We start from the raw sequence: 21626 nt of genomic DNA, 5'->3' as shown, positions 1-21626 counted from the left end.
GAGCCCGACGGCGGGTCGGTTGCTGCCGACCGCCCTGATGACGATCGGGTGAACAGAACCGTTCCCCGGTGAACGACGGGAAAACTACCCCGGGAGCGATCCTAAGGTTGCCCTGATTGGAGCCCAAAGCGGGTCTGATCAGGGTTTTCTGTGAATCGCTACAGGATGGGGTCATCGGTGCCGATGTCGGTTCGTGCCACGACGGCAGTGGTCGTCGGCGCGCTCGGAGCGCTCGTGGGGACCGCGATCGTCGCGCCGCACCTGGTCCCCTCGTCGGCGCCGCAGACGTCGGCGGTCTCGGTGCAGGCCGGCACCGACGCCTGCGGTTCGGGGTGGCCGGCGAGTCCGGACCGCGCCCTCGCCGGCCCGCAGACGTTCCGGATCCACAACACGTCCGTCGCCGGGATCGAGGTGCAACTGGTCGACCCCACGAGCAGTGCGGTCTACCTCGACGCGGAGGGGCTGGGCGCGGGCGCGACCCACGACTACGGCGTCCGACTCCCGCGCGGCCAGTACCGGTTCCGCTGCCTGCCCGCCGACGCGAACCCGAGCACCGGACCGGTCGTCCACCTGCGCGGTGCCGCCCGCGTCAGCGACGAAACCCCGGGGATCGTCCCGGTCACGCGCGACGACCTGATCCCCGCCGCGAAGTCCTACGGCACCTGGATCGAGAGCCGACTGCCGGCACTGCTCGACGACGTGCGTGCGCTCGACGCCGACGTCCGTGCGGGCGACGTCCGGACGGCGCAGCGGGACTGGCTGGTCGGTCACCGCGAGTACGAGCAGCTCGGAGCCGCCTACGGGGCGTTCGGCGACGCCGACACCACGATCGACGGCGTCCCCGCAGCCGGACGGACCGCGCTCGACGACCCGCACCTGGCCGGGTTCCACCGTGTCGAGGCGCTGCTGTGGTCGGGCGGCCCCAGCAGCCGTGCCGTCGCGCCGGCCGACGCCCTGGTCGCCGCGGTCGCGCAGCTGCGCCGGACGTTCCCCACCCAGCGGGTCGACCCGCTCGACGTCGGCCTGCGCGCGCACGAGATCCTCGAGAACGCGCTGCGCTTCGAGGCGACCGGGGCCACCGACGCCGGCAGCCACACGGCTCTGGCCACGATCGACGCGAACCTCAGCGGGACGGAACACGCGCTCGAGCCGCTCCGGCCGATCCTGCGGACCCGCTACCCGGGGTTGCCGGCCACCGATCGTGCGCTGGCGACCCTCCGCGCCGACGTCGCATCGCACCGACGGACCGACGGCAGCTGGGACACCCTCGACGGCCTCGGCCGGACCGACCGCGAGCACCTCGACGCCGACCTCGACGCCGCACTCGAGCGGCTCGCCCCCGTCGCCGCCATCTGCGACCCGAGGAGGACCTCGTGACCGAACGACGGCAGCGCCAGGGCCCGCGGGACCCCGGGGTCCAGCAGGACGACCGGGACCCGTCGACCACGGGAGCCCGCGGGGTCGGCCGTCGCGCGTTCCTGACCAGCGCGGTCGGGGCCGGTGCCGGAGCCGCTGCGGCGGCAGCGAGCCTGACCGCCGGGAACGGGGCGGGCCTCCAGGCAGCAGCCGCGACCACCGGCGGTGCCAACGCGGCCTCGTACGCGTTCCACGGCGCCCACCAGGCCGGGATCACCACACCGGCGCAGCGACAGTCGGCGTTCCTGGCGTTCGACGTGACCGCGGCCAGCCGCGGGGACCTGGCCGGCCTGCTCCGGACGATCACCGAGCGGGCCCGTTTCCTCACCCGCGGCGGCACGCCCGCCGACGTCGGGATCACCGCGCCGCCGGCCGACTCCGGTGTGCTCGGACCGGAGGTCGCGGCCGACGGGCTCACCGTGACGGCGAGCGTGGGTGCCTCGCTGTTCGACCACCGGTACGGTCTGGCGGGGCAGCGCCCGGCGCGGTTGCGGACGATGGAGGACTTCCCGAACGACGACCTCGACCGGTCGGTCTCGGACGGCGACCTGCTGCTCCAGGTGTGCGCGCACAACACCGACACCGTCCTGCACGCCGTCCGCGACATCGCCCGGGCCACCCGCGGCGGCATGCAGGTGCGCTGGCGGCAGGACGGTTTCGCCTCGCCGCCGCGCCCCTCCGGCACCCCGCGCAACCTGCTCGGGTTCAAGGACGGCACGGGCAACCCCTCCACCGCCGACCGAAGCGTGATGGACGACCTGGTCTGGACCCGCGGCGGACAGGACGGCGAACCCGACTGGGTCACCGGGGGCAGCTACCACGTCGTGCGGACCATCCGGATGTTCGTCGAGTTCTGGGACCGCGTCTCGCTGCACGAGCAGGAGAACATGATCGGCCGCCATCGCGACTCCGGCGCCCCGCTCACCCGCAGCGGCGAGTTCGACGACCCGCGGTACCAGGACGACCCGACCGGTGACGTGATCCAGATGGACGCGCACATCCGGTTGGCGAACCCGCGCACGGCCGAAGCCCGTGCGCAGCAGATGCTCCGACGCCCGTACAACTACGACAACGGCACCGACACGAACGGCGACCTCGACATGGGCCTGTTGTTCGCCTGTTTCCAGGCCGACCTGGAACGGCAGTTCGTCGCCGTGCAGAAGCGCCTGGTCGACGAGCCCCTCGTCGACTACGTGTCGCCGGTCGGTGGCGGCTACTTCTTCGCCCTGCCCGGGGTCCGCCACGCGGACGACTGGCTGGGCCGTCGACTGTTCGCACGCACCTGACCGGGCCCGCCGGCCCCACTGCTTCCCCATCCCCGCCGTCCCGACCAGTGAGAGGTTCCTCGTGTTCCGACCTTCCGAACGACGCATCCAACAGGGCGCGCTCGCCATCATGGCCCTGGCGGCCGTCGCAGGGACGGCCATCGCCATCCCGCAGTCGGCGTCAGCCGCGGACAACTCCCTGCGGACCACCACCCCCGTCAAGCACGTCGTCGTGATGTACGACGAGAACGTGTCGTTCGACCACTACTTCGGCACCTACCCGAAGGCCGCGAACACCGACGGCACCCGTTTCACCGCGGTGCGTGGCACGCCGACGGTGAACACGCTCGCGTCCTCCGGCACCCTCACGAAGAACCCGAACGCCTACGCACCGTCACGGTTGACGCCCGCTCAGGCGCTCACCTGTGACCAGAACCACAACTACCTTCCCGAGCAGAAGGCCGTCGCCGGTGGCGCCATGGACAAGTTCGTCGAGAGCACCTCGGTGGACACCTGCACGGGCCTGTACGGATCGCCGGGCCTGACGATGGACTACTACGACGGCAACACGACCACCGGGCTGTGGAACTACGCCCAGAACTACGCGATGAGCGACAACGCCTGGGACACCGGCTTCGGCCCCTCCACCCCCGGAGCGCTCAACCTGATCAGCGGCAACACCCACGGCGGCACGGGCGTGGACTCGGTCACCGGCGCCACGGTGCCGACCTCGACCTCCGTCGTCGCGAAGGACGCCGCGGGCCAGGGCACCGTCACGGCCGACCCGGACCCCGCCTACGACGACTGCTCCGACAAGGACCGCACGTCGACGTCGAACCTGGTGAAGATGTCGGGCAAGAACATCGGCGACCTGCTCAACGCGAAGGCCGTCACCTGGGGCTGGTTCCAGGGTGGCTTCACCCCGACGACGGCGTACGCGGGCACCGGCACCCTCGCCAAGTGCGACGCCACCACGACGAACGTGGGCGGGTCGGTCAGCAACGACTACTCGCCGCACCACAACCCGTTCGCGTACTACGCGTCGACGTCGAACCCGCACCACCTCGCGCCGACGAGCGACCGCATGATCGGCTCCACCGACCGGGCGAACCACCAGTACGACCTGTCCTCGTTCGACACGGCCCTCGCCGAGCACCGGATGCCCGCCGTGTCGTTCCTCAAGGCCCCCGAAGCCCAGGACGGGCACGCCGCCTACTCCGACCCGCTCGACGAGCAGAAGTTCCTGACGTCGAAGATCAACGAGATCGAGCGGTCGCCGGAGTGGTCGAGCACGGCCATCATCATCAACTACGACGACTCGGACGGCTGGTACGACCACGTCGCGCCCACCATCCTGAACGGCTCGACGGACTCCTCGAACGACACCACGGTCTGCACCTCGGCTGCGACCAAGGTGGGTGTCGCCGGCGGGTACCTCGACCGGTGCGGCCCCTCGCAGCGGCTGCCGTACCTGGTCATCTCGCCGTTCGCCAAGCAGAACCACGTCGACCACACCGCCATCGAGCAGACCTCGACCACGAAGTTCATCGAGGACAACTGGTCGACGGGCCGGATCGGTGACCAGTCGTTCGACGCTCGGGCGGGGTCCCTCCGCGGCATGTTCGACTTCACGCACCCGCAGCACCGCGAGGTGCTGCTGAACACGACGACGGGTGCGGTCTCGCGGATCGTGTCGACGGCCGTCACCCCGAAGCCGACCCCGAAGCCCACGGCGAAGCCGCACGCGGGGACCGGCGGCGGGACGGGCTCGAGCGCGGGATCCGGGCGCGGGGCCGGTACGGGTTCGGGTGCGGGTACCGGCAGCGGCACGGGTGGCGGGGTGGCGCCGGCCTCGAGCGCCTCGGCCGGAGCCGCGGGCGCGGGGCAGACCGTTGCCGCCGACCCGTCCGCGACCGATCCGTCCGCGAAGCGTCTGGCCTTCACCGGCGTGCAGCTCACCGGGGTCACGATCGCCGCGATCGTGTTCCTGATGGCCGGCGTCGCACTGGTCGTCATCCGTCGTCGACAGCTCCGCCGTCGGGCCGACTGACACGGAGCGTCGGACCGACCGACACGCAGCGTCGGACCCACCAACACAGAGCGTCGGACCGACCGACACGGAGCGTCGGGCCGACCGACACGGAACCGAACGGTGCCCCGGAGCGTCCTGCGCTCCGGGGCACCGTCGCGTCCACGCGCGGTCGCCCAGCGCCCGTCGGTGCCGCGTCCGTCGTCGCCGCGTCCGTCGTCGCGCCGCGCGTCGGATCCGTTCCCTCAGACCACGTCGACCTGGAGGCGCGGCTCGCCTCCCGGCACCACGACCGCCGCCATCGGCGGCACCGTCCGCCACCGCTTCGCGAGCCGACGGGGCCGGTCGTCGTACCAGGCGATGATCCCGCCGGCCACGATGCCGAACGCGAGCACCCCGAACGAGAACAGCCCGATCAGGCCGAGCAGGGTCAGCTTCCCGAAGTCGCCCGGGTCCGTGGTCGCCGTGAACCCGATCGACCCGAAGTCCCAGAAGGCGTGCAGCAGCACCGGGGCGAGCAGCGACCCGGTCAGCCGACGCGCGACGTACAGCGTCGACCCGAACGACGCCGCGAACACGACCTGGACCAGCGTCGGCCCGATGCCGGCACCGGCGAGCGCGTTGAGCAGGTGCAGCAGCCCGAACAGCGCGCACGACAGGGCCCACACCCCCGTCTCCGGCAGGCGCCGCCGCAGCCCCACGAGCAGGGTGCCGCGGGCCATCAGCTCCTCGAAGACCCCGACGAACAGCACCCCGACGGCGAGCAGCAGGAAGTAGTGCGCGGGCAGCGCGGTCCAGTCGATCAGGGGCAGCCGGACGACGCACACCACGAGCACGAGGATCGGCGCCACCATCGTCCACCGCAGTCGCGTCCGGAGCGGGTCGACCGTGGCGATCCGCCACCAGCCGAGCGCCGTGACGAACAGGGCGAGTGCCGCGACGGCGATGCCCTCGGGGACGACGAGGGCGTGCACGACGCTGTCGACCGTCTGGCCGAGGGTCGCGTAGTCGTCGCTCGGCCGTGACCGCCAGGCGCTGATCGCCGCGAACACCACGATCGGCGCGAGCCCGAGCAGCAGCGACGGGGGCACCGGCCAGCGACGGTGAGGGGCTCGGACGGGGGCGGTGGTGGTCATCTGCTGGTTGTACCAGGCGGGACGTACGATTGGCGGTATGCGCCTGCCCTCCCTGTCCACCATGGCAGAGGACTACGTCAAGCTCATCTGGAAGGCCAGCGAGCGCGGCGGACCCGGCTTGGCGACGCGCGACATCGCGGCGTCCCTGAAGGTGTCGGCGTCGACGGTGTCGGGCAACCTCAAGAAGCTCGACCGCGACGGCCTGATCGAGCACACCCCGTACTACGGCGTCGTGCTCACCCCGCTCGGGCAGCAGGTCGCGGTGGCGATGGTCCGGCGGCACCGGCTGATCGAGACGTTCCTGGTGGAGCGGCTCGGTTACTCGTGGGACGAGGTCCACACCGAGGCCGAGGCTCTGGAGCACGCCGTGTCGGAGCAGTTCCTCGACCGGGTGGACGCCGACCTCGGCCACCCGACGCACGACCCCCACGGCGACCCGATCCCCGGTGCGGACGGCATCGTGCCGGACTCCCCCGGCACCCTCCTCGGTGCGATCGAGCCGGGAGCGTGCGGCACCGTCGACCGCGTCTCGGACGACGACCCCTCGCTCCTGCGGTACTTCGACGAGCTCGGGGTGGGGCTGGGCACGCACCTGCGCGTCGAGCGGGTGCGGGACTACGCCGGCGTCATCGCGGTGTCGCGGCGGGCGACTGACGGCTCAGAGTCCCTGGTCGACCTTCCTGCCGCGGCGGCGTCGTCCATCTGGCTCGCGCCCGACGGCGACTGACCCCGCTGCGCGGGCTGGCCGGCTGGCGTGCGCGGGCTGGCCGGTCACGACACCCCGCTCACGTCCGCCGACTGGTCACGCTCCGTCGCCCGGGAGCCCCGCAGGCAACGGTTCGCTACCACCCGGCGCCCCGCCCACGGGGTGTCGTGACCGCACCGCGGCCCGCGAACGCGCGTGGCGTCGGACGGGAGGCCCGGTGCCCCGCCGCCACGCGCCTCCCGTCCGGCGCCCCACCGGTCACGACACCCCGCTCACCTTCCCCCCACCGGTCACGCTCCGTCGCCCGGGAGCCCCGCAGGCAACGGTTCGCGACCACCCGGCACCCAGCGCACGGGGTGTCGTGACCGCACCGCGGCCCGCGAACGCGCGTGGCGTCGGACGGGAGGCCCGGTGCCCCGCCGCCACGCGCCTCCCGTCCGGCGCCCCACCGGTCACGACACCCCGCTCGCCTCCGCCGAGCGGTCACGAACTGTCGCCCGGGAGCCCCGCAGCCGACGGTTCGCGACCACCCGGCACCCCACCCACGGGGTGTCGTGACCGCGCGACGCGGCGGCCCCGCAGCCGCCCCGCGGCCCCCCACGACCGTGGCGGCGACGCTTCGTGACCACCCGGCGCTCCCGGCCGGGCGCGCCCGCCGGCCCTACCCCTTGACGGAGCGCGTCCGGCCGAGGGCGACCTCGCGCCGGGCGCGTTCGAGGGCGAGCGCAGATGCGGCGTCCGGGTCATGTAGCAGTCGTTCGGTCTCGCGCACGTGCTCCCGAACGGCGTCGGTCCCCCGCTCGGCGGCCGAGGCGAGGACGGGTCCGACGGCGTCCTCGCCGAGTCCCACCAGGGCACGGGACAGGCTGAGCCGACGCTCGCGGTCGCCGATGCCGAGCTGCACCGCGAGGGTCCGCGCGAGCGACGCCCGCTCGTCGTCCGGCACCAGTGCGACGGCCGTCCGCCAGGCCGCGCGGAGCACCTCGTCGTCGTGGTCCTCGAGCAGCGGCCGTACCGCGGGCCACGCGTCCGGGTCACCGATCTTCGACAGGGTGTGGAGCGCCTGGCTGCGAGCCTGCGGCTCGGGGCGCTCGAGCTCGGGCAGCACGCGGGCCACGACGTCGTCGGCGGGGTGCCGGGTGAGTGCCCACGTCAGCATGTCGCGGACGAAGAAGTCCGGCTCGACGGCGCACTGCGCGACGAGCACCTCGAGTTCCGCGGGGTCCGGGGTCGTCCCCGCAGCCATCACGGCCTGCAGCCGGGCGGAGGATCGCGGGTCGGCGAGGGCATCGGTGAGCGTGGTCATCCCTCCATCGAAGCCCCTCGCGCCGGGGCCGTGTCAAGCATCGGGGCATAGCGTCGGGAGACGTGCGGTCCGCTCCCACCGCACCTCCGACCACGAAAGGACCTCCGCATGCCCCGCATCGGTACCAGTGACCTGCACGTGTTCCCCCTCGCCCTCGGCGGCAACGTCTTCGGCTGGACGGCGGACGAGTCGACCTCGCACCAGGTCCTCGACGCCTACACCGCGGCCGGTGGCGACTTCATCGACACCGCGGACGTCTACTCGGCCTGGGCGCCGGGCAACTCGGGTGGTGAGTCCGAGCGGGTCATCGGTTCGTGGCTCCGCGCCTCGGGCAAGCGGGACGACGTCGTCATCGCGACGAAGGGCTCGCAGCACCCGGAGTTCCAGGGCCTCGCCGCGGACACCGTCGCCGCCGCTGCCCGTGCCAGCCTCGAGCGCCTCGGCACCGACCGGATCGACCTGTACTACGCGCACTTCGACGACCAGTCGACCCCGCTCGAGGAGACCGTCCGCGCCTTCGACCAGCTCGTGCAGGACGGCCTGGTCCGCTACACCGCGATCTCGAACTACTCGAAGGACCGCGCCGCGGAGTGGATCCGCATCGCAACGGAGAACGGCCTTGCCCAGCCCGTCGCCATCCAGCCGCACTACAACCTGGTCACCCGCCAGCCGTACGAGGCGGAGATCGCGCCGCTCGCGCACGAGCACGGACTCGGCGTCGTGCCGTACTTCTCGCTCGCCGCGGGGTTCCTGACCGGCAAGTACCGCTCGAAGGACGACTTCGCCGGCAAGGACCGCGAGGGCCAGGTGTCCGGGTACTTCACCGACGAGGGGCTCGCCGTCGTGGACGCGCTGTCCTCGATCGCCGACGCGCACGGCTCCGAGATCGCCACCGTCGCACTCGCCTGGTTGCAGGCGCAGCCCGACGTCGTCGCGCCGATCGCGAGCGCCCGGAACACCGAGCAGCTGCCGGCGCTGCTGGCCTCGGCGGAGCTCGAGCTCAACGTCGACGAGCTGCAGACGCTCTCCGACGTGTCGGCGAAGGTGCCCGCGAGCGCCTGACACCCGCGCGCTGTCGAGCGACGCCGGCGGTCGCGGGCGGAAGCAGACGCGGACGCGGACGCGAAACGACGATGTCGCTGTCGTACGACGTCGACATCGTCGTTCCGCGTCGGACCCCCGCCGCCCGACCGACCCACCGCCCGCGCCGACGAGCGACCCGCGCCTACGCCCCCGGCGCCAACGACCCGGTCAGCGGCTGCCCCGACGACCGCGTCACGAAGCACGAGATGAACCGGTCACCCTGGTCCCACGTCGCCTGGTCCGGCGCGTAGGAACCCTGCACCTGCACGTCACCCACGGCAGCGGCGGCCGAGGCGTTCAGCGCCGCGTCGGACTGGCACTGGTCGGCGGCCTGGGTCGCGAGGGCCTCGGTACCCGGGTAGGTGTCGCCCTGGACCGGGAGTCGTGCGGTGAACTGCCCGATGTGCGGCGTCGTGCAGTCCACCACCGTGAAGGTCTGCGACCACGCGTTCGTGAACGGCGACAGGCACTCCCCGCCGGCCAGATCGGTCCACGGGTGCTCGCCGGGCAACGCCGGCGTCGTGGCGAACTGCAGCGTGGCGGCGGGCGCGGCGGCCTCGCTCGACTGCGAGGCCGACGCTGACGGCGCAGCACTCGGTGTCGCCGGCGCCGAAGCGGCCGCCGGCGACTTCGTCGGCACGGCCTGGTCGGCGATGTTGTTGCCGAGGATCCACTTCGACAGCAGGAACACCAGCACGATGAGCACGAGGATCAGCGCGATCGACCCGTAGATCAGCAGCTGCTTGCCGCGCTTGCCCTCGTTCCGCAGCCGCGCGAAGCCCTCGTTGATGAAGTTGTCGCGTTCGCCGGACGGCCGGTCCGGACCGCCGGCAGGCCGTCCGGCCGCAGCGGGCGCGGGGGCAGCAGCAGGAGTGGCAGCAGCAGCCGGCACGGCAGCCGCCGGCATCATCCGCGTCCCGGTGTCCTCGGGGTCGTAGCCGGTGCCACCGAGCTGCCCGACCGCCTCGGTGCCGAAGAGGTCCTTGATGGCGCTCGTGTCGCTGGTCTCGCGGCCGTCCCACTCGGACTGGTCCAGGTCGTCCGGCGCCGCGGCGGGCAGGGACTCCGGCTGCGGACCGGTGTCGTTCCCACGCAGTCCCAGAACGGCGTCGAGGTCCTGCCCCACCGACGGCGGCAGGTGCGCCGGGTACTCCTGTGCACCGGTGGGTTCGACCAGCGGCGGTGCGGCGGTCGGCGGCACGGTCGCGTCGGGCTCGGACCACCAGGGGGTCCCGGCCGCCGGCATCGCGGTGGTCGGGGTATCGGCCTGGAGGCCCTCGGTCGCGTCCGGCACGTCGTCTCCGGCGGGCCGACGGGGTGCGTCCACTGCCTCGGTCGCCTCCGACGGAGCACCAGCGGCAGCGGCATCGGCATCGGCATCCGGCACGGCAGCCGGAGCAGCCGTGTCCGACACGGGCGCTGCCGGGACCGCCGGGGGCACCACCGGCGGCACGGGGACCGCCGGCGGCACCGGGTAGGTCCGCGGTGCCTGCGGCAGCCCGGAGGCCGGAGTGTCGACCTCGCCGGCGACGACCTCGTCCTCGTCGTCGAGCTCGTCGGCGAGCGACCAGGACCCGGCGGACAGTGCGGTGGTGTCGAACGAGTCGGTGGTCAGCGTCGCCGGGACCTCGCCGGGCTCGTCGTCACCGATCGCCCAGTCGAACGGCCGGTCGTGCGCGCCGGTCTGCGTGGGGACCGGCCCGGTGCTGGTGATGCGCAGCAGGTCGGTGAAGGTCGGTGGTTCCTCGGTCGGCGGCAGCACGTTCTCGACGCCGAGGGGCTGCGGTGCAGCCGGAGCAGCGGGCGGCACGGACTCCGGGTGGTTCCCGGTCGCGCGGCCGAGCCAGTCGACGTCGGCACGACCTTCACCGAACGGGTCGACGCGGCGACGCTCGTCCTCGATGGCCTTCGACGCGGCGGCACGTTCGTCCCGGTGGGTCTGCGCGGTCGGCAGCACGATCGACGACGGGTGCGGCGCGGCGGATTCCGGCGGGGCGTCGGCGGCGGCGGGGATCCGGTCGTGCAGTGTGGAGCGTTCGTGCTCGACGACGGCGTCGGGGTTCTCGGAGGGTGCGAGCAACTCGGGCGGCATCGAGATGGCCTGCGTCGCGCCGTCGTCGAGCGCCGGAGCAGCAGGCTCAGGCGCCGCAGGAGCAGCCGCAGCCGCAGCCGCAGCCGCAGCCTCGGCCTCGGCCTCGGCCTCAGCAGGCTCCGCCTCGCCCTCGGCCACGAAGGGCTCCGGCAGCGGCGCGCCCGTCTCGCGGGCGGTGCGCTCGGCCTCGCGGCGCTCCCGTCGCGACGGCCAGTCCTCCTCGCCGCGCGGAGCGCCGAAGATGTCCGCAGCGCTGCGGAGACCGTGGAACGGAGCGTCCGAGCCGGACGCACGCCGAGCCTCCAGGCCGTCGTCCCCGTCTGCCGGGCCGGCGGTGCCGTCGGGTTCGCGTGCGTCGTCCGGACGCTCCTCGGTCACGCGGTCAGCCCCAGATCAGCCAACCCGATGGCCGCGAAGTACGGGTAGCCGGCCGCCTCGATCGTCTCCTTGGCACCGGTGTCCCGGTCGACGACCACCGCGACGGCGGCGACGATCGCGCCCTCGCGCTCGAGCGCCTCGGCCGCCTTGAGCGGCGAGCCGCCGGTGGTGGAGGTGTCCTCGAGCACGACGACGCGCTTGCCCTTGAGGTCCGGCCCCTCGACCTGCTTGCCGCGGCCGTGGTCCTTCGGCTCCTTGCGGACGACGAAGGCGTCGTAGGTCAGCCCCTGGGCGGCGGCCTGGTGCAGGACGGCGCTGGCGATGGGGTCGGCGCCCATGGTGAGGCCGCCGACGGCGGAGACGTCCGGCACCTGCTGCACGAGCTCGGTCATGACCTGCCCGATCAGCGGCGCGACGCGGTGGTCCAGGCTGACCTTCCGCAGGTCGATGTAGTACGTCGCCTTCTTCCCGCTGGTCAGGGTGAAGTCGCCGTGGAACACCGCTTCGGAGGAGATGTACTGGATCAACTGTTCGCGCGCGTCGGTCACAGCCCACAAGGGTAGTCGGTCGGACCCGCAACGCGCTCCCCCAGCCTGTGGGCCGCGGGGTGCCGGCACCGAGGCGGCCTCGGTACGCTCCGGGGCATGTCCCGAGCACCGCGCCGCCCCGCCGTGGAGCCGGCTCCGTCCGGCGACCGGCGGCCCGGCGAGGTGGCCGTCACGATCGGACGGGAGGCCCTGGGCGGCCTGGTCGCGCTGGCCCTGGCCGTCGTCGCCCTGCGCCACGTCATCGCGACGGAGCGGGTGGCGTTGCTCTGGTACGACGGCGACTCGGTGCTGCTGCCGCTCGTCCAGCGCTCGCTGCAGGCCGGCCAGCCGTTCGAGTGGGCCATGTCGCCCGCGCTGTTCTTCTTCCCCGAGCTGCCCGTGTACCTGTTCTGCTCGCTGGTGACCGCCACGCCGCAGCAGGCCCTGGCGCTGAACGGGGTGCTCGTGCTCCTCGCCGTCTACGCCCTGGTGCGGGCGGCCGCGAACGAGCTGATGCCGTCCGCCGGGCGCCCCGCCCGGATCGCGGTGTCGGCCGGGGCGCTCGGTCTGGTCACGCTGCTGGTGCTGACCGAGTCGTCGGCGACGGCCACGTCGCTCGAGCTGGCGTCCCTGCTGCTCACCACGACCTACTACTACGGCGCCGTGCTGGCGATGCTCGGCACCGCGGTGCTCGTGCTGCGGGCGGTGCGCCTCGGCCGGGCGTCGGTGCCACTGCTCGTGGTGCTCGGACTCGTCGCCGCGTGCACGACCGCGTCGAACCCGCTGTACGTGCCGTGGTCAGCGGCCCCGGTGGTCGTCACCCTCGGGCTCCTCGTGCTGGCGCGGCGGGTGCCGTGGCGTCCGGCCGCGCTGCTCGCCGGTGCCGTCACGGTCGGATCTGTCGTCGGGTACTTGGTGCGGATCCCGCTCCGGCCGTTCGTCTCCCTCGACCCGGCGACGTACGTGCAGCCGTCGCGGGCCGGGGAGACCCTGCGGTTCTTCGCGGCGCTGACCGACGACCGGGCGGGCACGGCACCGGGTGACCTCGGGCTCCTGCTGCTGTTCGCCGGGGTGCTCGTCACCGTCGGGGGCACGGTCTGGGCCTGGCGGGTCCGCACCGCACGCACCGTGCTGGTCGCGACCCTGCTGCCCCTGGTGACCGTCGTCGCCGTGTCCGTCGGGGTCGTCGTCGCCGGGTCCGAGACCCCGCGCTACCTGCAGCCGATCGTGACCGCACCGCTGCTCGCGCTCGTCGCCGTGGCCGAGCTCACCCGCACCGCGGTCCGCCGCACCCGCGTGCACCGCCCGCACCGCGGGGTCCGGGCCGGGGTGGCGGTCGCGATGGCCGCCGTGCTCGCGACCGGGATCGCCGTGGCCCCGGGTACCGCCCACGCCGTGGCGACCGCGCGGTACCCGGCGGCGGCGTGCCTGGACCGCTGGGCCGACGGGCGCCAGGTCACCGGCGTCGGGCAGTTCTGGACCGTCCGGCCCCTCGCCACCTACGCATCGAGGAACGTCGGGCTGCTGCAGGTCCGGGACACCTTCGAGACGTACCCCTGGCTCGTCGACCTCGGGGCCTACCGCGACGCCGACCCGAGCTTCGTGGTGGTCGGGTCGCACGACCTCTGGACCACCGCGGTCGAGGACTCCCTCGGGCCCCCGGCGACGATCACCCACTGCACCGGGTTCGACGTCTACGACTACGCCGGCACCGCGGGGCAGGCCATCCTGCGGCGCGACGTCGTCGGGAGCGCCGACGTCATCCGACGCGACCGCGGCTTCTGATGCACTGCTGAAGTTGTCCACAGCGGCGCGTTGCCGTCCGATGCTCGCTGTACGGATGTATAGGCTCGTGCTCGATGTCTCGCCCCACCAGCCCCCGCGCCCACCGTGTCCCCGTGCGCCTGCGCCTCGCCGTCACCGGTCTGGCGCTCGCGGGCCTCGTCGGCACGGTCATCGCCGACGCTCCGGCCGCGCAGGCGGTGACCTACCCCACGTGGGACGAAGTGGAGTCCGCCCGCGGCAAGGAATCCGCGAAGCAGGGGCAGATCACCGAGATCCGGGGCATCATCAGCGAGCTCGACGCCAAAGTCGACGCCGCCGAGGCCAAGGCCAAGAAGCTCGGTGACGTGTTCTACAAGGCGCAGCGCAAGGCCCAGACCGCGGCCGAGAAGGAACAGCAGCTCCGCGCCGACGCGAAGGAGCACGCGAAGGTCGCCGACCAGAGCGCCGCGCAGGCCGGGCAGTTCGCCGCGCAGATGTCCCGCTCCGGGGGCGCCGACGTCACCACCTCGGTGATCACCCAGGGCGAAGACGCCAGTGATCTGCTGTACAACCTCGGTGCGCTGAGCAAGCTCTCCGAACAGGCCGAGCGTGTCCAGGCCGCCGCGAGCGCCGATGCCGCCGTCGCCAGCTCGCTCGAGGCGCAGGCCGACCGCGCCGCCGAAGCGCTGGGCGACCTCGCTGCCGAGGCCGAAGACCGAATGCAGGAAGCCCAGGCGGCATCCGACGCCGTGCAGGCCGCCTACGACGAGCAGCAGTCGAACAAGGCCCGACTCGACGCCCAGCTCGCGACCCTGACCTCCGGCCGCGTCCGGACCGAAGCCGAGTTCGCCAAGGGTGAGCGCATCCGCAAGGCGGCGGAGGAGAAGGCTGCGCGCGAAGCGGCACAGCGCGCGGCCGCAGCGGCGGCGGCAGCAGCGGCAGCCGCGAACTCCGGCGGGGGCTCGTCGTCGGGTGGCGGCTCGACCGGGAGCAGCGGCTCGGGCGGCGGCGGTTCCGTCGGCGCGGGCTCCGGGACCGGCTGGGTCCGCCCGGCCAGCGGCTACGTCATCAGCCCCTACGGGTACCGCGTGCACCCGATCACCGGCGTCGTCACCATGCACGAGGGCACCGACCTGGCGAGCGGCTGCTCCACGCCCATCGTCGCGGCCTCGGCCGGCACCGTCGACTACGTCGGCTGGTACGGCGGGTACGGCAACTACGTCCGGATCAGCCACGGCAACGGCGTGCAGACCGCCTACGGGCACATCGTCAACGGTGGCTTCCGGGTCGCCCAGGGCCAGCGAGTCGCGGCGGGACAGCTCATCGCGCTCGTCGGCTCCACCGGGGCGTCGACCGGCTGCCACAGCCACGTCGAGGTGCACATCAACGGCGCCACCACCGACCCGGTGCCCTTCATGGGTGCACGCGGAGTTGCCTTCTAGCCAGCCCGCTCACCAGACCGCCGCCCACTCCCAGTGGGCGGCGGTTTGTTGTTTCCCACAAGTGCATCGTTGTCATTTCGTACTGCACCGCTGAAATGCTACGTTTCCCCCATCGACCAGTTCGGATGGTGGGGGGACGATGGGGATCGAGTTCGACGACGCAGCCGCGTCGCGGTTGGCCGACTGCGCAGCCGAGGTGGCGCTCTCGCTGCGTGCCAGCGCCCAACCACGACGGCACAGCGCCGAGGCCGCACTGCACGACTTCGACGGCGCCTACTCGCGGCTGTTCGAGGCCGCTCGGGTGACGGAGTCACGAGACCGAACCCGGTTGGCGACGGCGCTCGATTCCCTGGTCGAACAGGTTCGGACCGCGCAGCGGCAGGCGGACACCGAACGCGAGCGGTTGGCGGACGTCGCCGCGTGGCGGCAGCGCGAAGCCGACCGTGACCTGGTGCGCGCCGGTGGCGGGCTCCCGCTGCAACCCGTGCTCGACTGGAGCAGCTCGGTGTTCGACCCTGAACCATCGGGCAGGCCGCAGCGACCTTCTCCGGTGTCCGCGGTGTTCAGCGCGCGCTCCCGGCAGCGCACCGGTGGCCGGTCCGGAGGACGGAGCGGGGCAGATCCCGCTCGGCTGCGGAAGTTCGCTGCCGTGGCCCGGGTGCAGGACTCCTCGACGGAGCAGGATCTCGTGCGGGTGCGCAACGCGTGGACTGTGTTCCGCAACCGTTGCAGCTGGGTCCCGGTCGACGGGGCGTCCTTGCCAGGTGGTTTCGCGGACTACCTTGCCGAGAACGCCGACGACACTTCGTGGATCGATCGGATCGCGAGCGCGTTCAGCGCCGCTGGCGGCGGAGCCCTCGCGAACGCTGCGCTCGACGTCGCCGGCACCTCCAAACTTCCACTCGGGCTGCAGCGGCTGCTCGATCCGTCCCTGACCACGGCTGAGGTCGCAGCGGCCTGGGCCGCGCTCGGGTTCACCGACGCCGACGTCCGGGCGTTGCCCCTGGCCACGCAGCTGCAGTTCGCAGGACTCGACGGCGTCCCGGCAGCGCAGCGCAACATCGCGTCCCGGGCCGTCCTCTCGGCCGCGGTACGGGACCCGGAGCGGCTGTACCGGCTGATGGGGCTGCCCTACACCTACGGGGCGGTCAGTCTCGGCGAGTTCCGGAAGCAGGTCATTGCGCTTCGGGACGGACTGAAGCACGCCGATCGGCTGGCGGCAGATGTTCGAGCCCCCTCGAGCGCCGTCGCACAGCTCGTCGGGTTCGGCGTCTCGAACGGGGCGCTCGTCGCAGCCGTCGCGCTCGGCGACCTGGACACGGCGTCCAACGTGACCGTCAACGTGCCCGGTGCGATGACCACCCTCGACAGCATGGATGAAAAGGTCCGTGCTGCCAATGAGCTGCTCCTCTCAGCCTCCCGCAAGGGATCGGTAGCCGATTCTTTCTCGATAGTGTCGTGGATCGGTTACCGCGCGCCGGGGGTCATCGAGGTCCCGGGTCAGGACCGCGCGCACGCGGGCGGAGCGAACCTCGCGTCGTTCCTCGATGGCATCCACGACAGCCGCAGCACCGCACCACAGTCCGTGACCGTCCTCGGACACTCCTACGGCTCCACCACCGCGGCCGAGGCACTGGCGCAGACCCGGCACCGCGTCGACTCGTTCGTCACCTACGGCTCGGTCGGGTTCGCCGACACCGCGACGCCCGAGCACCTCAATGTGCGCCGTGTCTACGCCACCGAAGGTGCGGAGGACCACACCGCGAGATTCGGGAGGATCGGGCGCACCGATCCTCGCGACCTGCCCGAGGTCGACACGTTCAGTGCCGAGGCCGGTGCCGGTGGCAAAGCCGTCACCGGTCACGACATGAACCCGGACAGCGGCGTCGGCTACCTTTCCCGCGACGCCACGTCGCAGCAGACCATCGCCAAGATCATCGCGACAGGGAAGCCATGATGAAGACCATGCAATCGACGCTCCGCACCATCACGACGGCAGTCCTGACCCTGGGACTGCTGACCGGGTGCGCAGCAGGAGGAACCGAGATGCCCACGGACGCAGCTGGCCAGACCCAGGACAACGTCGCGGAGATGTCTCTCCACCAGGAGTACGACGCTTACCGCGACCACTACGAACACATGCAGCGGCTCCTGGAAGCCGCGCAACTCCAGGTCCACGAAGGCGAATGGGAGTGGAGTGGCGGCGACCGTGTCCCGTTGATCGGCGGCGACGGCGTCGCAGCTCTGCCCGGGTCCGACACGAAGAACAGTTACGACATGCGCAGTGGACGGCTCTGGTCCCCGCCCGGCGCGACCGGCCAGGAGCGCGACCTGCAACCGATGATCGACTACTTCACGGACCAGGGGTGGGCCATCGAGCAACGCGACATCACCGGCGACCACGAGGTCTGGGGGTTCACCGGGGACGGCTGGCAGCTCATCTACACAGCGCAGACGAACGGGAGGTACTCACTCGAGATCTACAGCGAACCTTTCTGGACCAACGATGCAGATGCACTCTCCGAGGCAGTCGGAGGACGAAACGACGCGGCCTACCCCGATCGCTCCCTCCCGGGCGTCTACCCCGCGTTCCCGTCCTGGGAATCTCCGATCGTCAGCCCACCCAAGATCTGATGCTCCGCACCATCACGACGGCAGCTCTGGCCCTTGGACTGCTGGCGGGATGCGCGGTCGGAGGAGACCAGATGCCCACCGACGCAGCCGGCCTCACCCAGCACGAGGTCGCCGAGATGTCCCTGCACCAAGAGTTCGACGCCTACCGCGACCACTACGAACACATGCAGCAACTCCTGCGGGACGCACAACTCCAGGTCCACGACGGCGAATGGGAATGGGACAGTGGCGACGACATCCCACAGATCGGCGGCGACGGCGTTGCCCCGTTACCGGGTTCGGACACGAAGAACAGCTACGACATGCGGAGCGGGCGGCTCTGGTCCCCGCCTGGCACCACCGGCCAACAGCGGGACCTCCAACCGATGATCGACTACTTCACCGAGCAGGGCTGGGACATCGAGCAACGCACGGTCACCGGCGACCACGAGGTCTGGGCCACCACCGGCGACGGCTGGCAGATCATCTACTCGGCGCAGACGAACGGCCGGTACACGCTCGAGGTCTACAGCGAACCCTTCTGGACCAACGACGCACACAAGCTCCGGCGAGCGGTGGCAGGACGCTCCCAGGCCGACTTCCCTGATCGGTCTCTCCCCGGCATCTACCCGGACTTCCCCCAATGGGACGACCCCATCATCAACCAGCCGAAGATCTGATCGGATCGAGCACCACGACGGCTCCGCTTCAGCTCGTCGCAGGTCCCACGTCGTCCACGTCGATGTTCCACAGCGCCCGGTACCACGCCGTCCGCTCCTGGTCGTCCGGCAGCCCGTACGCCCGGTGGAACAGCGGCTCCCACCCGGGTCCGTAGTTCCATCCGAGGGCCATCGTCGCCACCGCGATGTCGGCCCATCGGTCGGCGACGCCCGTCGCGTCCAGGTCGACGTGCCCGCTCCACCGCCGATCCGCACCGATGAGCGTGTTCGGGGTGCACGGGTCACCGTGACAGACGACGGTCCGGTCGGCCGGCGGCTCCGGACCGAGACCGCCCGGGCCGCGGCCGGCGTCGGCGTCGACGTCGACGACCGCCGAACGCGCGCGATCGAGCCGGTCCGCGGTCGCCCACGTGAACGGGCAGTCGTCGACGGGCAACGTGTCGTGCAGCGCACGCAGCCCCTCGCCCACCGCGACCACCGCGGTCCGGGGTTCGTCGTGCCAGCGCGGGTCGACGGCGCTCCACCCGGGCACGGCGCGGGTGTGCAGCCAGACGCCGTCGTCGTCGGTGCCGTGGTCGAGCACCTCGGGCACCTGGGCGTACCGGGATGCCCAGGTCAGCCGTTCCGCCTCACCGCCGATCCACGAACCGTAGGCGTGCGGCAGGACCTTCACGAACTCCTCGGCCTGCGCATCCGGTCCGATGCGGAACGTCGTCCCGCCGATCTGGTTGTGCCAGACGAGCGCGAACTCACGCCCTCGCGCGACCTCGGTGACGATGCGCGGCACCGGGACCGTCTCGCCCGGCCGGGGCAGTCCACCGATCGAGCGCACCACGGTGATGGTCAGTGCACGCGGTCCGGGCGGGCGGACCCCGACCCACCGCGGGCGATCTCGAGCAGCACGGGCAGGCGTTCGCCGAGCAGGGCGTCCAGGTCGGCGACGACGGCCTCGACCCGTTCGGTGATCTCGCGCGGCGCGGCCCCCCGGCGCGGACGGACCCGCACCCGGATCGCGCGGCCTCCGCGGACCCGGTAGACGTCGACGGCGAGCGACCCGACCTGCGGCATGTCGCCGATGGCCGAGGAGAGCGCGTGCTGCACGGCGGTGGACTCGATGCGCACCGAGCCGGCGACGCCGTCCGCCGAACCGTCGCTGTCCACGACGGTGCCCTCGCGGCCACCGCCGAGGGTCGTCAGCACGACGAGGGCGAGCACGCCGAGCACGACGCCACCGCCGAGCACGCAGGTCCACGCGAACACCGAGTCGTCACGCGATGCCCGGGTGCCGAGTCCGGCGAGGGCATCGCCGACCGTGACCCACCACGAGGCGACGACGGGCAGCCCCTGGGCGGTCTGCACCAGGATCGCCGCCACACCGGCGACGAGCAGGACGAGCCCGAGCACGACGAGCGCCGTCCGGCCGAGCCCACGGTTCGTGGCGTTCATCCGTCCACCCGCCCGGTCGGCTGCACCCGGACCCGCGCGGCCAGCGGCGGCTGCGCGTCGATCGCGGCGAACTCCCGCTCGACGGCCTCGGTCGCGGCGACCGCGGGGACGTCCACGCCGGCTGCAGGCCGGAGCACGACGTCGACCGTGCGGCGGCCGACGGTGCCCACGGCGGCGTCGGCGCCCAGACGGGTCGCGGAACGGGCGGCGCGGGCCGCGGCGGAGGCCAGGACCTCGTCGTCGACGACGACTGCGAGCCGGTCGGACGACATCACGTGCCGTGGACGGCGCTGGGGCAGGACCCCCTGCAGCAGCAGGACGAGTCCGATCAGGGCCACGATGGCGCCGATGCCGATCACGACGGTGGTCTCGAGGCCGTCCGGGGCCGCGAGCGCGGCGTCGACCACGGCACGGGGGTCGACACCCAGGACGTTCTGGTCGAGCAGGACGAGCGCACCGGCGAAGACCGCGGCGGCGGCGAGCACCAGGGCGATGAGCATCGCGACGACGACTGCGGCGGAGCGGGAGACGTGGGTCTCGCGGCGCAGCAGGCGACGGTAGGTGGCGCGGTGGTCGTCCTGCGAGGGGCCGGCGGGGACGACCGGCTCGGCGCTCCCGACGGCGGGGGCGGCGGTCACCGGACCCTCCGCGGGGTGTCCACGACCGACGAGGCGAAGGTCACGGTCACGCGGGCGACCTGTCGGCCGGTGATGGTCCGGAAGCGCTCGGCGATCGTGCCGCGAGCCCGGTGCGCCGTGGCGACGACCGGTTCGTCGGGAAGTGCGTGCGAGCCCAGCACCGGCAGGACGAGCGGGGCGGTGATCTCGACCGCCAGTGCGCCGCGACCGTCGTCGGCGACCCGGGCACGGACCTCCCGGAAGGCGACACGCAGTGCTTCGGCGGCGACCGCCTGGGCGGTGTGCACCAGCGCCGACGTGCCGATGCGGTCGGAGCCGCGGAGCCGGACGCCGCTGTCGCCGGTCGTGGCGACGGCGGCGTCGCTCACGACGAGCTCCGGCGTCCGCGCAGCACGTCGAGCAGGCGGCGGAAGTCGACGTCGCCCGTGACGATGCGGGCGACCAGGGCGCCGACCGCCATGCAGACGGCGACGACCACGAACGCCCAGAACCCGAGCGTCACGGCGACGATCGCGAGCAGGGCGCCCGTGCCCATCCCGACGACGGTGGCGTTCACCGGACTCGACCGTCCCGGGTGTCGAGCTCGTCCGCGACGCCGTTGAGCGCCGGGATGTTCACGTCGTTGATGGCGATGTTGACCTCGGTGACCTCGAGGCCGACGAGTTCGGTGACGGCGTTCGTCACGGCGGCGCGGACCGCGGAGGCGACCTCCATCATCGGCGTCGGATAGTCGACGACGATGGTCAGGTCGACCGCGACCTGGGTCTCACCGACCTCGACGCGGACGCCCTGGCCGAGCGCGCTCGAGCCGATGGCGTCGCGGATGGCACCGAACGCTCGCGAGGCGTTGCCGCCGAGCGCGAAGACACCGGGGACGTCGCGGGCGGCGATGCCCGCGACCTTCGCGACGACCGTGTCGTCGATGATGGTCCTGCCCTTGGCGGTGACCTGCGTCGTGGTGGTGCCGGCGGGCTGGGTGCTCCCGGCCCCGGTGCCGAGCGTGGCCCCGGTCGTGGTCCCGTCGACGCGGTTCGTCGTCGATGCCATTGCTGCCTCCGTGCGATCGATTGCTGGCCTCCAGCGAACACCATCGTGCCGCACGCCG

Annotated in this window: 20 protein-coding genes; 10 read left to right on the top strand and 10 right to left on the bottom strand. The window is 72.5% G+C overall.

The window, feature by feature from the left end:
- Positions 1 to 183 precede the first annotated feature (183 nt).
- The 3 genes from ABRP24_RS06655 to ABRP24_RS06645 all read left to right on the top strand — a co-directional run bounded on the left by ABRP24_RS06655 (position 184) and on the right by ABRP24_RS06645 (position 4731).
- Positions 184 to 1377 (top strand): EfeM/EfeO family lipoprotein, encoded by a 1194-nt coding sequence (locus ABRP24_RS06655; protein ID WP_349847144.1) that lies wholly within the window; start codon positions 184 to 186, stop codon positions 1375 to 1377.
- Entirely contained in the window at positions 1374 to 2702 is a 1329-nt protein-coding gene (gene efeB, locus ABRP24_RS06650) for an iron uptake transporter deferrochelatase/peroxidase subunit (RefSeq protein ID WP_349847146.1), read from the top strand. Before ABRP24_RS06655 ends, efeB begins: the two co-directional genes overlap by 4 nt.
- 109 nt (positions 2703 to 2811) lie before the next feature.
- On the top strand, positions 2812 to 4731 hold the full coding sequence (locus ABRP24_RS06645; protein WP_349847790.1) for an alkaline phosphatase family protein: 1920 nt from the start codon (positions 2812 to 2814) through the stop codon (positions 4729 to 4731).
- Positions 4732 to 4955: 224 nt separating this feature from the next.
- Here ABRP24_RS06645 and ABRP24_RS06640 read toward each other — a convergent pair whose 3' ends face one another.
- Positions 4956 to 5846: a CPBP family intramembrane glutamic endopeptidase gene (locus ABRP24_RS06640; RefSeq protein ID WP_349847148.1), complete on the bottom strand. Its 891-nt coding sequence runs from the start codon at positions 5844 to 5846 to the stop codon at positions 4956 to 4958.
- 37 nt (positions 5847 to 5883) lie between these two features.
- On the opposite strand from ABRP24_RS06640, the gene ABRP24_RS06635 reads away from it, so the two are divergent.
- Positions 5884 to 6573, top strand: coding sequence for a metal-dependent transcriptional regulator (locus ABRP24_RS06635; protein WP_027464846.1), 690 nt, complete (start codon positions 5884 to 5886; stop codon positions 6571 to 6573).
- 640 nt (positions 6574 to 7213) lie between these two features.
- Here the strand turns inward: ABRP24_RS06635 and ABRP24_RS06630 are convergent.
- Positions 7214 to 7858, bottom strand: a complete 645-nt coding sequence (locus ABRP24_RS06630) for a HEAT repeat domain-containing protein (RefSeq protein ID WP_349847151.1) — start codon at positions 7856 to 7858, stop codon at positions 7214 to 7216.
- A gap of 108 nt (positions 7859 to 7966) precedes the next feature.
- On the opposite strand from ABRP24_RS06630, the gene ABRP24_RS06625 reads away from it, so the two are divergent.
- On the top strand, positions 7967 to 8920 hold the full coding sequence (locus ABRP24_RS06625) for an aldo/keto reductase (RefSeq protein ID WP_176708148.1): 954 nt from the start codon (positions 7967 to 7969) through the stop codon (positions 8918 to 8920).
- A gap of 163 nt (positions 8921 to 9083) precedes the next feature.
- Here the strand turns inward: ABRP24_RS06625 and ABRP24_RS06620 are convergent, their stop codons facing one another.
- Both ABRP24_RS06620 and pyrE read right to left on the bottom strand, forming a co-directional pair.
- Positions 9084 to 11411, bottom strand: a complete 2328-nt coding sequence (locus tag ABRP24_RS06620) for a septum formation family protein (RefSeq protein ID WP_349847154.1) — start codon at positions 11409 to 11411, stop codon at positions 9084 to 9086.
- Entirely contained in the window at positions 11408 to 11959 is a 552-nt protein-coding gene (gene pyrE, locus ABRP24_RS06615) for an orotate phosphoribosyltransferase (RefSeq protein WP_027464850.1), read from the bottom strand. The genes ABRP24_RS06620 and pyrE overlap by 4 nt, the downstream gene beginning before the upstream one ends.
- A 96-nt stretch (positions 11960 to 12055) precedes the next feature.
- Here pyrE and ABRP24_RS06610 point away from each other — a divergent pair, with 96 nt between their 5' ends.
- The 5 genes from ABRP24_RS06610 (at position 12056) to ABRP24_RS06590 (ending at position 18437) form a co-directional block, all read left to right on the top strand.
- Entirely contained in the window at positions 12056 to 13723 is a 1668-nt protein-coding gene (locus ABRP24_RS06610) for a hypothetical protein (protein ID WP_146247885.1), read from the top strand.
- 74 nt (positions 13724 to 13797) lie between these two features.
- Positions 13798 to 15144 carry a M23 family metallopeptidase gene (locus ABRP24_RS06605; protein ID WP_176708146.1) on the top strand — a complete coding sequence of 449 codons (1347 nt, stop codon included), beginning with the start codon at positions 13798 to 13800 and terminating at the stop codon, positions 15142 to 15144.
- 139 nt (positions 15145 to 15283) lie between these two features.
- Entirely contained in the window at positions 15284 to 17101 is a 1818-nt protein-coding gene (locus ABRP24_RS06600) for an alpha/beta hydrolase (protein WP_349847157.1), read from the top strand.
- Positions 17101 to 17778 carry a hypothetical protein gene (locus tag ABRP24_RS06595; protein ID WP_371836730.1) on the top strand — a complete coding sequence of 226 codons (678 nt, stop codon included), beginning with the start codon at positions 17101 to 17103 and terminating at the stop codon, positions 17776 to 17778. The genes ABRP24_RS06600 and ABRP24_RS06595 overlap by 1 nt, the downstream gene beginning before the upstream one ends.
- A gap of 71 nt (positions 17779 to 17849) precedes the next feature.
- Positions 17850 to 18437 (top strand): hypothetical protein, encoded by a 588-nt coding sequence (locus tag ABRP24_RS06590; RefSeq protein ID WP_214522406.1) that lies wholly within the window; start codon positions 17850 to 17852, stop codon positions 18435 to 18437.
- A gap of 28 nt (positions 18438 to 18465) precedes the next feature.
- Here ABRP24_RS06590 and ABRP24_RS06585 read toward each other — a convergent pair whose 3' ends face one another.
- The 6 genes from ABRP24_RS06585 to ABRP24_RS06560 are packed head-to-tail and all read right to left on the bottom strand — an operon-like array spanning position 18466 to position 21568.
- Positions 18466 to 19269, bottom strand: a complete 804-nt coding sequence (locus ABRP24_RS06585; protein WP_301566351.1) for an aminoglycoside 3'-phosphotransferase — start codon at positions 19267 to 19269, stop codon at positions 18466 to 18468.
- A gap of 11 nt (positions 19270 to 19280) precedes the next feature.
- Positions 19281 to 19883, bottom strand: a complete 603-nt coding sequence (locus tag ABRP24_RS06580; protein WP_214522404.1) for a hypothetical protein — start codon at positions 19881 to 19883, stop codon at positions 19281 to 19283.
- Positions 19880 to 20521: a hypothetical protein gene (locus ABRP24_RS06575; RefSeq protein WP_349847160.1), complete on the bottom strand. Its 642-nt coding sequence runs from the start codon at positions 20519 to 20521 to the stop codon at positions 19880 to 19882. The genes ABRP24_RS06580 and ABRP24_RS06575 overlap by 4 nt, the downstream gene beginning before the upstream one ends.
- Entirely contained in the window at positions 20518 to 20889 is a 372-nt protein-coding gene (locus ABRP24_RS06570) for a hypothetical protein (protein WP_214523511.1), read from the bottom strand. The genes ABRP24_RS06575 and ABRP24_RS06570 overlap by 4 nt, the downstream gene beginning before the upstream one ends.
- The gene (locus ABRP24_RS06565) at positions 20886 to 21077 is read right to left on the bottom strand and encodes a DUF2273 domain-containing protein (RefSeq protein ID WP_027464859.1); all 192 of its coding nucleotides are present in this window, start codon (positions 21075 to 21077) and stop codon (positions 20886 to 20888) included. Before ABRP24_RS06565 ends, ABRP24_RS06570 begins: the two co-directional genes overlap by 4 nt.
- The gene (locus tag ABRP24_RS06560) at positions 21074 to 21568 is read right to left on the bottom strand and encodes an Asp23/Gls24 family envelope stress response protein (RefSeq protein WP_110858766.1); all 495 of its coding nucleotides are present in this window, start codon (positions 21566 to 21568) and stop codon (positions 21074 to 21076) included. Before ABRP24_RS06560 ends, ABRP24_RS06565 begins: the two co-directional genes overlap by 4 nt.
- Positions 21569 to 21626 lie beyond the last annotated feature (58 nt).

The sequence above is a fragment of the Curtobacterium sp. WHRI 8282 genome (genome assembly GCF_040223925.2).
GTDB classification, from domain to species: Bacteria; Actinomycetota; Actinomycetes; order Actinomycetales; family Microbacteriaceae; genus Curtobacterium; species Curtobacterium flaccumfaciens.
The sequence above is the reverse complement of the archived record's forward strand: the minus strand, read 5'-3'. Positions and strand labels throughout refer to the sequence as shown.

Coding starts and splice junctions, on each gene's coding strand:
- ABRP24_RS06655 (WP_349847144.1), top strand. CDS start 184: ATGTCGGTTCGTGCCACGACGGCAGTGGTCGTCGGCGCGCTCGGAGCG.
- ABRP24_RS06645 (WP_349847790.1), top strand. CDS start 2,812: ATGGCCCTGGCGGCCGTCGCAGGGACGGCCATCGCCATCCCGCAGTCG.
- ABRP24_RS06640 (WP_349847148.1), bottom strand. CDS start 5,846: ATGACCACCACCGCCCCCGTCCGAGCCCCTCACCGTCGCTGGCCGGTG.
- ABRP24_RS06635 (WP_027464846.1), top strand. CDS start 5,884: ATGCGCCTGCCCTCCCTGTCCACCATGGCAGAGGACTACGTCAAGCTC.
- ABRP24_RS06630 (WP_349847151.1), bottom strand. CDS start 7,858: ATGACCACGCTCACCGATGCCCTCGCCGACCCGCGATCCTCCGCCCGG.
- ABRP24_RS06625 (WP_176708148.1), top strand. CDS start 7,967: ATGCCCCGCATCGGTACCAGTGACCTGCACGTGTTCCCCCTCGCCCTC.
- ABRP24_RS06610 (WP_146247885.1), top strand. CDS start 12,056: ATGTCCCGAGCACCGCGCCGCCCCGCCGTGGAGCCGGCTCCGTCCGGC.
- ABRP24_RS06605 (WP_176708146.1), top strand. CDS start 13,798: ATGTCTCGCCCCACCAGCCCCCGCGCCCACCGTGTCCCCGTGCGCCTG.
- ABRP24_RS06600 (WP_349847157.1), top strand. CDS start 15,284: ATGGGGATCGAGTTCGACGACGCAGCCGCGTCGCGGTTGGCCGACTGC.
- ABRP24_RS06595 (WP_371836730.1), top strand. CDS start 17,101: ATGAAGACCATGCAATCGACGCTCCGCACCATCACGACGGCAGTCCTG.
- ABRP24_RS06590 (WP_214522406.1), top strand. CDS start 17,850: ATGCCCACCGACGCAGCCGGCCTCACCCAGCACGAGGTCGCCGAGATG.
- ABRP24_RS06580 (WP_214522404.1), bottom strand. CDS start 19,883: ATGAACGCCACGAACCGTGGGCTCGGCCGGACGGCGCTCGTCGTGCTC.
- ABRP24_RS06560 (WP_110858766.1), bottom strand. CDS start 21,568: ATGGCATCGACGACGAACCGCGTCGACGGGACCACGACCGGGGCCACG.